We start from the raw sequence: 14826 nt of genomic DNA, 5'->3' as shown, positions 1-14826 counted from the left end.
ATAAATGATCCGACCTTTGAGCATGATTGCGCTGCTGGTTTCCTCCTATGCGGCTACTGCGCAGAAAATCAGCTATGATGTTTCTTTCCCCAATATCGTTCACCACGAGGCCAGCATTGAGGTTACGGTTACCGGCGCACCTCAAAAACAATTGTTGTTCAGAATGAGCAGGTCGTCTCCAGGGCGTTATGCTACCCACGAATTTGGAAAAAATGTTTACGATGTTATTGCCCTGGATAAGGCCGGAAAGCCGATGCCCGTGCAGCGCGTGGATGGCGATATCTATCAGGTGAACACAGCCGGCGGATTTGCCAAAGTTCGTTACACGCTGTATGCAAACCACCCGGATGGAACCTACGCCGGCGTTGATCAGCACAGTGTTCAGCTAAACGTTCCGGCGTCTTTTATGTGGGTAAAAGAATTGGAAAAGGCGCCTGTTGAGGTGAATTTCAGGTTGCCGGAAGGCAAAGACTGGACAATCGCGACTCAGCTTAAGCCTACCGGAAAAACGAATGTCTTCACCGCGCCTGATTTGCAGTACTTTATGGATTCGCCTGTTAAAATTGGTAAACTGACGATAAAGGAATGGTCTTTGAAGAATAAGGATAACAAAAATCTTGATTTCAGACTGGCATTGGAGGCTGACATAGACCCGTCAGGAGCAACGCAATTTGCCAATAAAATACAAAAAATTACAGAGGAAGCAGGAGCCATTTTTGGCGAATTTCCCGCGTTTGACTACGGTCAGTATACCTTTCTTGCGAGCATCAATCCTTATGTAAAAAGCGATGGCATGGAGCACCGTAACAGTACGATGATTGCGCTGCCGGTTAAATTTGATGGTTCCAATAACCTGCTGGGTGTTTTTTCGCATGAGTTTTTCCATAGCTGGAATGTGGAGCGTATCCGTCCGAAAAGTCTGGAACCGTTTAATTATGAAAAAAGCAACATGAGCCGTGAGCTGTGGTTTGCAGAAGGATTTACGCAGTATTACGGCGAATTGATATTAAAAAGAGCCGGTTTCAGGAATCTGGATGACATAACCGGAACGTTCAGCGCCCTGGTGAATACCAAGGAAAATACACCCGGAGCCAAAAGAGTATCACCGGCAGAGGCGAGTTGTATGGCTGTGTTCGTGGATGCGGGTGTAGCGGTTGACAAAACAAATTATCCCAATACCTACACGTCCTATTATCCCTACGGTGCGTCGATTGCAATGGCGCTCGAACTAGAACTGCTGAGCCGCAAGCTTTCGCTTGACGATTATATGAAAGCGGTGTGGGTTAAATATGGTAAAACAGAAATCGCTTACACGATCTCAGACTTGCAGCAGGTACTTGAAACGGTAACCGGTGATAAAGGTTTTGCTGCGGATTTCTTCAAAAAGTATGTCAATGGGCATGAGTCATTTGACTATGCGCCGCTGTTTCAAAAAGCAGGACTGACGTTGAAAAAGGAATTTGAAGGGCAGGCGTGGCTTGGCAATGTACGTTACAACACCGATCTTGTGATTGCGGGCAATACGATGATTGGCACCCCAATTTATGACGCAGGGCTCGATATCGACGACCAGATTCTTAAACTGGATGGCAAATCGGTTAAAGCGGAATCCGAGGTCAAAACGCTCCTGGCAGATCATAAACCGGGTGACGAAATCAGCGTAGAATATATACACCGCGGTGAAACGAAACTGGCTATGATGAAACTGACTGAAAATCCGAGACTGGTGGTTATTCCCAATGAAAAGCTGAATCTGCCGGTAACGGAAACGATGCAGGCGTTAAGAAAAAGCTGGCTGGATTCAAAAGTAAAGTAATTACCGGGTTTTTGTTTTGATTAATCCGCTGGTGTAGAGCAACAGTACGCTGTCCAGAATATCGAGAATCGTTTCCAGTGGCAGGTCCTCATTGGGATTAAATGTCATAATTTTCATTCTGGATCGATCATCCTGGACTAATCCGGGATGATCGATCTTTTTTCCTTCCACAATGCCCAGATAAGGGAAATTGGTTTTTTTATCAATCCACAAGTAACAGAACATTTTACCTTTGTAACAGAAAAAAGGCATACGGTATTTCCAGGCCTCCGTAATTTCCGGATTTCTGTCGAGTATGATCTTTCGTAATGCCGAAAGACAGCTTTTCACCGGCTCTTCTTTCTGTAAATAATAATTGTCTGTTTCTTTCATAATCTATTTTGAAATCTGCTTTACATCGAGCTGCTGAATCAGTGCAGGATTTTCAGGAGTTAATGTAAAATATACGTTCAATGTCCCGTTTTCACCTTGGATATGAAAGTTGCCGCGAAGCTGATTTTCCGGTATCAGTTCCGTTATATTTTTGATTTTACCAATTTTGGCGAAAAGCTGCTGCGTGTCTTTTCTTCTTATCTCTAATGATTTATCAGGGAAAAAATTAACAGCGAAAATCCCTGAAGCGGTGGATTCCGTCCAGTCTGGAAGCAGTTTAACCAATTCCGCTTTAAGTTGTTTCAAAACTGGCGATACCGGAAGCTCCCGAGGTTTGAGCCCTGCGATTGATATGAGCGTATCCATCACGGCAAAGTTGACGGTATTCATTCCCGCGTAGGTTAAATTTCCATTGGCAATTACGCCAATTCCGTATTCGGGCATAATCCACCACTGGCTGCCAAATCCCGGCAAACCACCTGTATGGCCTGCAAACAAACGATTTTCACAATCACGGCTGATCCGAAGCCCATATCCATAACTGCTGACCAAAGCACAGTTCCGGCCATTTGGATAGCTGAATTTTGTGTTCAGGTTATTGAAAGTCCAGGGCTGCTGCATTTCACGGACCGAGCTCCGTTTGACGGGTCCGGTTTCTTTTCCGTCTTTGGGAGGCCAGGCAGCGAGATGAAACGCCATGTATTTCCCGAAGTCTTCAATGGAAGTCAGTATGCCACCCATCGCGCCATAAGTGCCGTCGTGTAACAATTCTTCTTCTTTCCACTGGCCATCTTCCCGGCGATAACCATGGGCGAGCAAATCCGCAGGCGCCTTGGTATATTCCCAAAGGGTATTGTTCATTCCAAGTGGTTTGAAAATCTGATCATTGATGTACTGTTGGTACGAAATGCCGGTAACATGGCTGATAATCTTTCCAAGCATGGCAAAACCCAGGTTGCTGTATTCATACTGAACACCGGGCACATTGGAGTTTGACAATCCGTCTTGTATCAGTTTAATCAACGCCTCGTCTTGTGTATCAAGCTGTCGGTCGCCCCAGGGGTTATCTTCCGGAAAACCTGCGGTATGCGTCATTAAATTGCGAACCGTAATGGCTGGAGAATCCGTTGTTAGCAGAGGCATTGCTTTTAGTTCAGGAATATAGAGATACGCCGGATCGTCAAGTTTTAACTTTCCTTCATCCCTGAGCTTTAAAATGGCCATGGTAGTCACACTCTTACTCATCGAAGCAATACGGAAAAGCGATTTTCCCGAGGCCTTTGTCTTCTTTGCAAGATCGGTGTATCCATAACCGTCCGCATACAAAACCTGGTCATCCACGACCACGCCAAATGCAAGGCCTGGAAAATTGTTTTTCTCAGCGTATTCCCTGTACAGCTTCTCTACAACCGGCAAAGCGGCTTTAATTTTTGTAAGACGATCCGGGTCGGTGAATACCGGCGGCTGATAGGTTTGTGAATGTGTGGTAACGGACTTTTTTACCGGGTGATTTTTCGTTTGGCCGTAAGCAGCCGGATATAACAGAACAGATAAAGGGAGAATAAATCTTTTCATGATATAGTAATTGAGTATTTATTTCTTCGTGAAGGTAATGGAATCCACAATGTGTGTACTCCATTAACCTCACGAATTTCTCAATTTACGATATCAATCGTTTAATAATTTCATGTAAATCTGATTTCCCTCCGGATCCAGATGAATTTCGTAGGTATATTTTCCACCTTTGAGCTTGTCTTCTCCTACGTAGTCAATAGGCTGGATGATATAAGGTTCTCCGTTAATATCAAGTTTTACGAAGCTGTAACGATAGGCGAAATCGAATTTTTTGTAGTCAGACAGCTGACTATCAGGTAAAGTACCATATTTATTGACACCACCACTTGTGTTTACTTCGATGTTTTCAAAAGGGAGTAAACTTGCATTTTTAAGTCTGATTTCTACATCGCCTTTTGCTGCAACATCATTATCCAATGACTTCTCTTTTGAACAACTGAGATGTAGCAGTGCCACCAGGGCAAAGATGCATAATAGTAGTTTCTTCATAACGATTGGTTGGTTTACAGTTCTTTCTTAAAAAATCATTCCCGTTTCTACACAGGTTTTTGATCTTTTTTCAGTGCCAGGCTTATTTACAACGCATGAAAAGCGTTTTTTGTTTTCGTTAATTTTGTATTTCAGGGGCGAAACAATTCTATTTTTTGTTAATCAACTGGTAGAAAAGAAGTTAAATTTTCAATTTAAAAATAAATTCTCCATATCCTGACTCGATCTCGACGCGCTGTAAAACGCCGGCCCGGTAGGTGTATGTCATGACGTCGCCATCCGGGAGGGTGGTTTCGTAAACCGAAGCTGCAATTTCCTTGAATTTAAGAAAAGTCAGGAAAACTTCCGAATAGATTTCACTTTTTGCGATGGGTTCGTTGAAGTATAACCAGGTTACAGTGGCCGGTATATTGCTCTTCATTTTCACGACATCGTCCTTATCCTTTTTTAATTCGTAGTGATTATCGTTGTAGTGCGTGGTGCTTGTCAGCTTCTTTTTCTTATTCACGAAACGTTGTACCTGAGCTTCTTTAAGCTGTGAGTTTGTGAAAAGATTGGTCGTATTTGACTGAATGTGAAACGATAATAACATGTTCACGTTCATCTCGCTGTCCGTCGCATAAAACTGTCCGTGCGGCTGACTTTGGGATGTCGCCTTCAAAAAACCGATCTCTTTTCCACGCCACAGCACCGAATAATTTCTATATTGCTGGGCATACGTATCGTGGGCAAGCAAACAGATCAGCAGGATAAAAATCTGTTTGAGACCAGTGGAAACATATGTGTGAAATTTATTTACCGGCATACTGTCTTGTGTTAATGAATGATCGGGAGCGAATTTCTTCTATCGCCCTCTATCAAGGAAAGGTTTACAATTAGCATGCCATCTGATAAAATGCGCTTGCCGACGCATTGGAATCTTATCCCCATTTACATTTTGATGTCTTAGGCAACAATGATAGTAATTGCTTTCCTAATGTAATAAATAACTGAGCAAACGGAAAGGGGATGGGTAGAAAAAAGTGTTGGGTGTTGGGAGAAGGGCAGGGAGATGGTCTGAAAAAAAGAAGTCAACTTTTCAAAGGGTCACGCCCCTGTTGACTTCTTGGGGCCTGTGCCTCAGGATTGGTAAATAAAGTATAAGCTCAGGTTAGAGTGGAAAACGCTTACAAGCGTTTCCCCTGAATCCGGAATGCATTTAAAATTGCCAGCAGCGCTACCCCAACATCAGCAAATACTGCCTCCCAAAGGGTAGCAATTCCCCCGGCACCCAGTATCATGACCAGGACTTTAATACCCATCGCCAGCCCAATATTTTGGTAAACAATGGATTTAGTGATTTTTCCTGCCTTAATGGCCGATACAATTTTTGAGGGCTGGTCATTCTGAATAACGATATCCGCGGTTTCGATGGCCGCGTCGGATCCTAAACCTCCCATTGCCATACCCACATCAGCCAGTGCGATGACTGGTGCATCATTCACACCGTCGCCTACAAAGGCAATTTTCTTTCCCTGATCTTTTAATTCCTGTACAATTCTGACCTTATCTTCCGGGAGTAAATCTCCGTAACTTTTGTCGATCAACAGTTGCGACGCAATAGCCGAAGTGACAGCCAGTTTGTCGCCGGAGAGCATAATGGTTTCGATGCCCAGCGCTTTCAGGTCTTTTATTGTTTGTGCTGAATCTTCCTTTATTTCGTCAGCGATCGTGAGATATCCAGCATATTGATTATCAACAGCCACGAGAACAATCGTCTCAACAATTTTTTCGAGATCCTCGGGATATTGCACGGAAAACTTCTGCATCAGTTTGGTATTGCCCGCAAGAACCATTTTGCTTTCCACAGTCCCTTGAAGTCCTAATCCTGCATATTCTGTCACATCCACGGGTTTGGCGAGTACACTGCGATCGGCGTATTGCACAACGGCTTTGGCTACCGGGTGGGTGGAATAACTTTCCAGAGAAGCGGCAAGAGTCAGAAACTGATCGAGATTCAGATTTGTCTCAACTTTCTGCACAGCAAAAATACCTTTTGTTAACGTGCCTGTTTTATCCGAAACAACCGTGTCGATATTGGTGACAACATCCAGAAAGTTTGATCCTTTTACCAGAATCCCGTTTCTTGATGCCAATCCGATACCGCCAAAATAACCCAGGGGAATCGAAATCGTCAGTGCACAAGGGCAGGCTATTACCAGAAACACCATGCCGCGATATAACCATTGCTGGAAGTCATAATTTTGGACAAAGAAATAAGGCACAAGGATAATCAGCAATGCCAGACCGAAAACAATGGGCGTGTATATCTTGGCTAATCGGCTGACTAATAGTTGTGTAGGTGCTTTTCTTGCTGTTGCGTCCTGAACCATCTCCAATATACGTGATAGCTTGGAGTCTTTGAAGAGTGACTTAACTTCGATTTCCACCGTTTTTTCGGTATTGATCATCCCGGCCAAAATCGATTCATCCCTGGTTTTCACACTCGGTTTTGACTCTCCTGTAAGCGCAGCCGTATTAAATGTTCCTGAATCCGAAACCAGAATTCCGTCCAGCGCGACCTTTTCCCCAGCCTTTACCAGTATTCGTTCACCGGGCAGGACATCCAGAGGTGAAACCACCAGATTTTTGTGTTCGCGGATTACCGTGACAGCCTCAGGACGAATATCCAAAAGTGCTTTGATGGAACGTTTCGATTTGCTGACAGCCAGATCCTGAATTAGCTCACCGATTTCATAAAAGATCATAACCGCAACACCTTCGCTGAATTCGCCTATATAAAAAGCGCCAAATGTAGCGATCGTCATTAAGGTAAATTCGTTAAACAGATCACCCCGGCCGACACGTTGAAAAGCCCTGATTACCGTTTTGTAACCGGCAAGAAGATAAGCGGAAAGCATCAGCGCGATTTCCACATAACGATTAATCTCAATGTGCAGAATAAAGCTGGCAATCAGAAAAACTGCAAGTATCAGCAGGCTTAGCCACAAAGTCCAGCGGCTTTGAAGTAATCCGGCATTTTCACCACCGTGGTCGTGGTCATGGTCGTGGTCATGATCGCCATGATCGTGATTATGGTTGTGGTCGGACTTATGTTTATGATTGTGAGAAGTCGCGGTTTCGGAGCCGCAGCAGCTGTCTCCCTCGTGTACGTGTTTGATATTACTTTCGTTTTTCATGTGCCGGATTAAAAACCTGAATGATTCTAATACCAATCTGGTTTTTAGTTTAATGTTGATAACGTCAATTGATTAACTCCTGACAAAGATAACTTGTAAATGCGTGCAACAGGGTTACATGTGCTGAAAATCAGATAGTTGCACTATTGTTGCAATGTGTTTTTCGATCTGCCTCTGGCTTTAAAAATTTAATTCAGAGCACGTTATATCGGATGCGTCTGATCTGACGCCGTTGAAAAATTTTGTTCAAAGGGTTCATTAACGCGGAAATCAGTACATGTCAGCGACAAGCGTCCCCAGCTTTTTAAGACTTTTGTCGATGGTTTCATCGTACGGTGTGCCAAAACTGATCCGTATGTAATTGGTAAAACGGCCGTCGGTGCTGAAAATCTGGCCAGGCGCTATACTGACTTTTTCTTTGATCGCTTTCTCAAACAACACAAACGCATCAATTTTCGGGTTCATTTCGATCCAAAGTACATAACCTCCCTGCGGCCGGCTCACGTTGGTATCTTTGGGGAAATAATCCGAGATCGCCTGCGTGTAACGAAGGCATTGCGTGTGCAGTGCTTTTCTGAGGTTTCGCATGTGCAGGTCATATCGCCCGGTTTCAAAAAAAAGTCCGATTGCTGCCTGCGTAGGTGTGGCGGCCGATACGGTATAGTTCAGTTTAAGGCTGATCACTTTGTCGATAAACCTGCCCGGAATACACCAGCCTACGCGATAACCCGGTGCCAGCGACTTGGATACCGATGAGCATAACATCACCAATCCTTCCTTGTCAAAACTTTTACAGGTTTTCGGGCGGGTTTTGCCAAAGTACATTTCGCCGTAAATGTCGTCTTCAATCAGCGGAATCTGATGTTTTGCCAGAAGTTCAACCAGTTGTTTTTTACGTTGGTCGGGCATCAGACCACCCGCCGGATTGCAAAAATTAGGTACAAACAGACAGGCTTTTACAGGAACGGTTTTCAACGCTTTTTCGAGATATTCGATGTTAATACCCGTTTCCGGTTCCGCCGGGATTTCCAAAACTTTTAATCCCAGACTTTTCATCACATTAAATATTCCGAAATAAGTAGGGCTTTCAATCGCGACGGTATCTCCTGGTTCTGTCACTGCCTGCAAACAAAATACCAGCGCTTCCATACAGCCCTGTGTGGTTACGACATCTTCTTCGGTGATATTTCCGTTCCAGTTAAAAGCGTGTTTCGCGATCTGTTTTCTCAATGTAAGGTTTCCTTCAATTTCCTCGTAACCGGTACAGCTGTTCGGGCTGCGCCGTATCGCTTCCATCATCGCTTTATTCAGCTTGGCTTCTGGTATCAGCGATCCCGAAGGCGTGGCTCGGGACAATTTTACAATTCCCTCCTGATTGATGGATTTGTAAACGAGCCGTAACATTTCATCGACACTGGCCTTTACCGGATTAAAAGCAGGTTTGAGCGCTTGCGGCGTTTTAGGATATTGCGAAGGGCTGAAACGTACAAAATACCCGGACTTAGGCCTCGCTTCGATAAACCCTTTGTTTTCAAGTTCAATATAAGCTTTGTAGGCCGTGCTGATGCTGATACCCTGCTCTTTGCTCAATGCCCGAAGTGATAAGAGTTTATCGCCTGTTTTTAGTATATTGTTTTCAATCTGATTTTCAAGCCGTTCCGCAACAACAGTGTAAAGAAAATCTTCTTTCGTAAGTGTATCTTGCATAGGTTTTTGAATTTTAATTAACAGATCTGCATTATCTGTTATGCTGCTAATTTAAAAAAGTGAATCTGTTTTTTAATTAAAAAATGGAGAATTTTTGCAAAATCATTTATCACAAGTTTTGAAAGTATCACATGAATCCACATTTTAAAGCCTACGCAGCACTGATCCTGGTTTGTTTTTTCTGGGGGACGACCTATCTGGTCGCGAGGATCGGCGTGGCTAGTTTCCCGGCTTTTATGTTTATGGGTATCAGGAATACAATGGCCGGCAGTTTACTTTTAACTTTCCTGTTTTTTACCAAACAGCGGGCGCAGTGGAACTGGCGCGATGCCGGTTTGCAGGTGGTACCCGGGTTATGCATGATCACATTCGGGACTGGTATTGTTGGCTGGGCGGTTAAGTTTATCCCAAGCGGACTGGCAGCATTGATCTGTTCGATGATACCTATTTTTACCATTATTTTGAATCTTACGCTGAGAAAGAGCGAGAAGATCAACTGGCAGATTTTGGCGGGTATGCTGCTCGGATTTTGCGGTGTTGTCCTGATTTTTGGCGATAATCTTGAATTTGTTCATGATGCCAATGGGTTAAAAGGCATCATTGTCGCGCTTGTATCGTGTATTTTCTGGTGTCTTGGTGGCATGTATACCCAAACATACCGGTCCGGATCTGACGCTTTCTTCAACGCCGGCGTACAAATGCTGACAGGTGGTTTGGGCCTTTTTGGGTTAAGCATCCTGAATGAAGACTGGCATAATATTCCTGAAATGAATAACACTTCTTTCATGGCGTTACTTTACCTGATCCTTTTCGGCTCAATTCTGGCTTTTGCTTCTTATCTGTATGCCATGTCTAAACTGCCGGCCGGACTGGTTTCGGTATATGCCTATATCAATCCGTTGGTCGCCATTTTGCTTGGATTTATTATTTTAAATGAAAAGATCACCTGGTTTACGGCTGCGGCATTTATCGTGACCATGAGCGGCGTTTTTCTGGTTAAATCCGGTTACGTTTTACAACAGCGAAAACTACATAAAGAAATATAAAATGGAGATTGCAGTATTTGATTTTCTTTACAGACGGGACCTCAAAAAGCTACGAAACGAGATCCTGGCCTATACATCGGAGGATTCATTATGGGTGCAGATTCCTGGGACAATTAATTCGGGCGGTAACATATGCCAGCACCTGATCGGAAATCTGAGAACTTATATAGGGCTGCCGATTGGCGGATACGCCTATGTCAGGGACAGAGACGCTGAATTTTCGGCCAGGCTTTTTTCACAAGAAGAATTATTGAACGAACTTGACGTACTTCTGGAAATTATTCCGGACTCAATTATGAAACTGTCTGATGAGGCATTAGCACGCGAATATCCGCACGATATTCTGACAATCAATGCCGAACAAAGTTATAGCCTGGTACTTACCCATCTCGCGATGCACCTTGCCTGGCACACGGGGCAGATTAATTATCACCGTAGAATTGTAAATGCGTAAAACAACTTAGCAAAAAAATAGCCATGGTCAACGCCAAAGAATTTTCAGAAGAATGGGTTAGCGCCTGGAACAGCCAGGAGATCGACAAAATCATGAAACATTATGCAGAGGATATTGAATTTTACTCTCCCGTCATTCAAAATCTGGGGGTAAATCAGGAAGGTGTATTGAGAAACAAAACGGAACTGAGAGAATATTTTCAGAAGGCGCTGGCGCTTTATCCCGATCTATTTTTTGACCTGCATGAGGTGCTGTCCGGGACAAATTCCGTGATTTTATATTACACGAGCATCAATAACAAAAAGTCGGCCGAGTTTATGCAATTCGATGAGGCAGGAAAAGTAAATTTTGTAAGGGCGCATTATAATTAAGTGAATGAACGAAGTATTAAAAAATGATCTTGAAGACATTGCTTCAATTCTGGAAGAGATCAAAAGAAGCAGCATCGATTATCTGAATGAAATCAATGAAGTACCAACGACGAGGACTGATCAGCAGGTCGATTTTGCAACCCTGAATGAAGCAGGACTGGGTACGCATAAAACGCTCAAATTATTCAATGATAATTTCAGAAAGTTAATGGTTTCCAGCGCGGGGCCACGTTATTGGGGTTTCGTAGTAGGAGGGGTTACGCCGGCAGCACTGGCAGGTGACTGGTTAACCCCGGTTTTTGATCAGAATACACAAAGCACGCAAGGTAACGGTGATATTTCTGCGATTTTAGAGCTGCAAACCATTCGTCTGATGACCGAACTGCTGGGACTTCCTGATACGTTCAATGGCGGATTTGTAACGGGCGCGACGATGTCCAATTTCTCCTGTCTGGCCGTAGGGCGGCAGTGGGCGGGTGCGCAGCTGGGTCGGGATATTGCAAGAGATGGTATGGACAAAGAAATTGTCGTTTTGGCTGCCACGCCGCATTCTTCGGTGATCAAATCGTTGTCAATGCTGGGTTTTGGTAGTAATAACATCGTTAAAGTTAATAACCTTCCGGGACGTGAAGCCATTGATCTTTATGACTTAGAGCAAAAACTGATCAGTCTGCAAGGTAAATCGGTCATTCTGAATTGCAGTGCCGGAACGGTGAATACGGTTGATTTTGACGATCTGGCTGCCATTTCTTCTCTGAAACAGAAGTATAATTTCTGGATGCACGTGGATGCGGCTTTCGGCGGTTTTGCTGCCTGTTCAGACCATTATAAACACTTGGTCGCAGGTTGGGAATTTGCCGACAGTATTACAATCGATTGTCATAAATGGATGAACCTGCCCTATGACAGCGCCGTTTTTCTCGTGCAAAAGGCACATCAGCAGTTGCAGGTGCAAACTTTCCAGAATTCCAACGCGCCTTATCTGGGCAACCCGGAAGAAAACTTTTCCTATCTGAATTTCCTCCCTGAAAATTCGAGAAGATTTCGTGCATTGCCTGCCTGGTTTAGTCTGATGGCTTATGGCAAAAGCGGATTTAAGTCGATTATCGAAAACAACATCGATTGTGCGCAGCAATTTGGCCGTTATCTGGCTGGTAGCAGGGATTTTGAACTAACTGCGCCGGTACGGTTAAATGTCGTTTGTTTCAGGTTAAACGAGAAAGAGAAAACAGCCCGGTTTTTAGATGTTTTCAATAAACGCGGCAAAGTATTTATGACGCCCACGATTTTAAATGGTGAAACATGTATCCGGGCCGCTTTTGTAAATTACAGGACCTCCGGTAAGGACATCGCCATTGCTATTCAGGAACTGGAAGAAACATTAAAATTGCTGTAACCGTTTATTAGATTTCGGTAAAATATCCGTGAACTCGCAACGCTTTTTTGTAATTTAGTGTCTGTTAAGAAAGACCTTCAAAAAAGTAACACACATGCTAAGACGCTCTACGATATTGCTGCTTATTCTCTGCTTCCAGCTGGTACACTGCCGGCAGGCAAGATCGTATGTCAGAGCGCAGGAACTTCCTAATTATGACAAAGGCGTAGCAAATCACATTCTTTTTCTTGATTTTCAGATTACGCAGGACAAGGAGAAAGGCGCCGTAAAAGCAGAACTTATTAATGCCATTGCCGGTAACGGCAAAATGAAAGATCATGGCCAGGGCAGCATTTATCCCGATCAGATTAAAGTGGTTCATTATTTCAGTGACCGGAGAACACCGGTTGAAATGTTTTATGAACACCCGTTATTGAGAACGGCCGAGGTTTTTAGTCAGGATGGTAATTTAAGCAAAAGCACGCAGACAGCCCTTAAAGGAACTCTTTCAATTCGCTTTCAGGAAGACCAGGCCCGGGAAAAAATCGAGTTATACAGTGTCACTCCCGATCGGGGAGCAGTGAAAATATATAGCCTGCTGGTCAAAAAATGAAAACATCTTTTACCGCAATAGCAGGTTTGCTGCTTTTAAGTATTGGCGTAGCGGCTCAGAAATTTCCTGTGGATACCATTTATAAAGCCGGAGCAATCGACAATCGCGTTAATATCGTGATCCTTGGCGATGGTTTTACAGAGGAAGAGCTTCCAAAGTTTTTAAATGAGTCGAAAAAATTCGCTGATTTTTTCCTGAGTTACTCACCGTATAATCGTTACAGGAATTATTTCAATATTTTTTCAATCAGCACGCCTTCGAAGGAAAGTGGGATTACGAATCCGGGAACTGCTTTCGATGCCTATCCTGACCAGCCGGTTGAGACGAAGGAAACTTATTTTGGCTCTTCGTTCGGAAATTACATACATCGGCTGGTGACCATTAGCCGTTACACCACATTGTCGAATTTAATGGCCATGAATTTCCCTTCTTACGATCTGATCGTGGTCTTGGTAAATTCTCCGTGGTATGGCGGTTCCGGTGGTTCGTTTGCAGTGCATACGTTACATGAGCAGGCGAATAAAATTGGTGTCCATGAGATAGGGCATACGTTAACCCATCTGAATGATGAGTATTGGGCAGGTTCGGGATACGGGTGGGAGGCTCCTAATATGACCAGTAACAATAATACCGCTACGATAAAATGGAAAAACTGGCTTAATACTTCGCACATCGGCGTGTTCAGACATGGTGATGGTGATGCATCAAACTGGTTCAAGCCAACAACGACGAATTGCCTCATGGAGGTATTGCATAAGGAATTTTGCAATGTTTGCAGGGAAGCTACCGTAGAAAGGATTCTGGAATTGGTTGATCCGGTCGAAAAATTCACGCCCGACAATGAGGAAGCAGTGGTGATGAAAGAGAATGGCGCATCTTTCTCTGTCGAGTTATTGGCACCCAATCCGAATTCATTGATGGTTGAATGGAGTCTTGGTGGTAAGCCACTCGATGCAAAAACGCAACAAGTTGATATCCCTTTTTCTGCATTGTACACACGAATTACGGATTTGACCGCTTCGGTATTCGATTCAACTTTCACCAGCAGGCAGGACGACAGGAAAGTTAGGAGGACGAAAACGATTACATGGAAACTGGAACGAAAAGACATCCCTTTGAATTTTCATGTGGTTGCTGACCGGGATACGGTTTGTGCGGGAGAAAGTACTATCCTTACGGCGCAAGGTTGCCTGGGAACGTTAAACTGGTCAACTGGCGAGCATACCGAGGTTATTAAGGTAACACCTGCTTTGTCGGCTGATTATACCGTCGACTGTTATGAGCGGAGAACAGACAATGTTCATCCCGCGGCAATCAGGATCGTTGTGAACGCACTTCCAACAGTTTCAGCTTCCAATACCGGCCCCTATTTTAAAGGTGCACAGATAGAATTGAAAGCCAAGTCTTCGGACAGCTATGATTGGATTGGGCCGGATAATTTCAAATCTGCTTTACAAAATCCGGTAATAAAAAATGCCGATACGGTCAATCAGGGCACTTACACTGTAACAACAAAAAATAAGGCGGGTTGTATGGCGTCGGCGTCTACCCAGGTATTTGTTGATCCGCTACCAGTTGTGGACAATGATCTTCATAGTTCCGTTCAGGTATTTCCCAATCCTACGAAGGGGAGTATTTTTGTAAAAGTAAAACCGGCGGGATCTTCTGATTTTATTTTATATGACGTGGCTGGGCGGGAGATATTAAGAAAAACTTTTATCCAGACAACAGAAATCAGCCTGAATAAATTGGAGTCAGGCATTTATGTGTACAGTCTCTCGAATGGGAAAAATGAAACTTCAGGGAAACTATTGCTGGAATAAACTTCC

At 43.9% G+C, this 14826-nt stretch carries 13 protein-coding genes; 7 read left to right on the top strand and 6 right to left on the bottom strand.

The window, feature by feature from the left end; translation table 11 throughout:
• Nucleotides 1-4 precede the first annotated feature (4 nt).
• Nucleotides 5-1816, top strand: coding sequence for a M61 family metallopeptidase (locus M1L62_RS15195; protein WP_254560436.1), 1812 nt, complete (start codon nt 5-7; stop codon nt 1814-1816).
• Here the strand turns inward: M1L62_RS15195 and M1L62_RS15190 are convergent, their stop codons facing one another.
• The 6 genes from M1L62_RS15190 to M1L62_RS15165 all read right to left on the bottom strand — a co-directional run bounded on the left by M1L62_RS15190 (nt 1817) and on the right by M1L62_RS15165 (nt 9138).
• Complete coding sequence (locus tag M1L62_RS15190) at nt 1817-2188, bottom strand: DUF1801 domain-containing protein (RefSeq protein ID WP_254560435.1); 372 nt, start codon at nt 2186-2188, stop codon at nt 1817-1819. It abuts the gene before it with no gap.
• Between the two features lie 3 nt (nt 2189-2191).
• A complete protein-coding gene (locus M1L62_RS15185) occupies nt 2192-3763 on the bottom strand; it encodes a serine hydrolase domain-containing protein (RefSeq protein ID WP_254560434.1) in 1572 nt (523 codons plus the stop codon).
• 93 nt (nt 3764-3856) lie between these two features.
• A complete protein-coding gene (locus M1L62_RS15180; RefSeq protein ID WP_254560433.1) occupies nt 3857-4252 on the bottom strand; it encodes a hypothetical protein in 396 nt (131 codons plus the stop codon).
• Nucleotides 4253-4433: 181 nt separating this feature from the next.
• Nucleotides 4434-5057: a DUF6134 family protein gene (locus M1L62_RS15175; protein WP_254560432.1), complete on the bottom strand. Its 624-nt coding sequence runs from the start codon at nt 5055-5057 to the stop codon at nt 4434-4436.
• 361 nt (nt 5058-5418) lie between these two features.
• Nucleotides 5419-7431, bottom strand: coding sequence for a heavy metal translocating P-type ATPase (locus M1L62_RS15170; protein ID WP_254560431.1), 2013 nt, complete (start codon nt 7429-7431; stop codon nt 5419-5421).
• Nucleotides 7432-7701: 270 nt separating this feature from the next.
• Entirely contained in the window at nt 7702-9138 is a 1437-nt protein-coding gene (locus M1L62_RS15165) for an aminotransferase-like domain-containing protein (protein ID WP_254560430.1), read from the bottom strand.
• A gap of 131 nt (nt 9139-9269) precedes the next feature.
• Here M1L62_RS15165 and M1L62_RS15160 point away from each other — a divergent pair, with 131 nt between their 5' ends.
• The 6 genes from M1L62_RS15160 (at nt 9270) to M1L62_RS15135 (ending at nt 14820) form a co-directional block, all read left to right on the top strand.
• On the top strand, nt 9270-10184 hold the full coding sequence (locus M1L62_RS15160; protein ID WP_254560429.1) for a DMT family transporter: 915 nt from the start codon (nt 9270-9272) through the stop codon (nt 10182-10184).
• Between the two features lies 1 nt (nt 10185).
• A complete protein-coding gene (locus M1L62_RS15155) occupies nt 10186-10638 on the top strand; it encodes a DUF1572 family protein (RefSeq protein WP_254560428.1) in 453 nt (150 codons plus the stop codon).
• 23 nt (nt 10639-10661) lie between these two features.
• Nucleotides 10662-11009, top strand: coding sequence for a nuclear transport factor 2 family protein (locus M1L62_RS15150; protein ID WP_254560427.1), 348 nt, complete (start codon nt 10662-10664; stop codon nt 11007-11009).
• A gap of 4 nt (nt 11010-11013) precedes the next feature.
• A complete protein-coding gene (locus M1L62_RS15145) occupies nt 11014-12405 on the top strand; it encodes a pyridoxal phosphate-dependent decarboxylase family protein (protein WP_254560426.1) in 1392 nt (463 codons plus the stop codon).
• 94 nt (nt 12406-12499) lie between these two features.
• Nucleotides 12500-12997, top strand: a complete 498-nt coding sequence (locus M1L62_RS15140) for a hypothetical protein (RefSeq protein WP_254560425.1) — start codon at nt 12500-12502, stop codon at nt 12995-12997.
• Nucleotides 12994-14820 carry a M64 family metallopeptidase gene (locus M1L62_RS15135; RefSeq protein WP_254560424.1) on the top strand — a complete coding sequence of 609 codons (1827 nt, stop codon included), beginning with the start codon at nt 12994-12996 and terminating at the stop codon, nt 14818-14820. The genes M1L62_RS15140 and M1L62_RS15135 overlap by 4 nt, the downstream gene beginning before the upstream one ends.
• Nucleotides 14821-14826 lie beyond the last annotated feature (6 nt).

Origin of the sequence: Dyadobacter diqingensis (genome assembly GCF_024220585.1) — a bacterium.
GTDB lineage: Bacteria > Bacteroidota > Bacteroidia > Cytophagales > Spirosomataceae > Dyadobacter > Dyadobacter diqingensis.
Note: the sequence above shows the minus strand (reverse complement) of the source record. Positions and strands in the feature narration are given on the sequence as shown.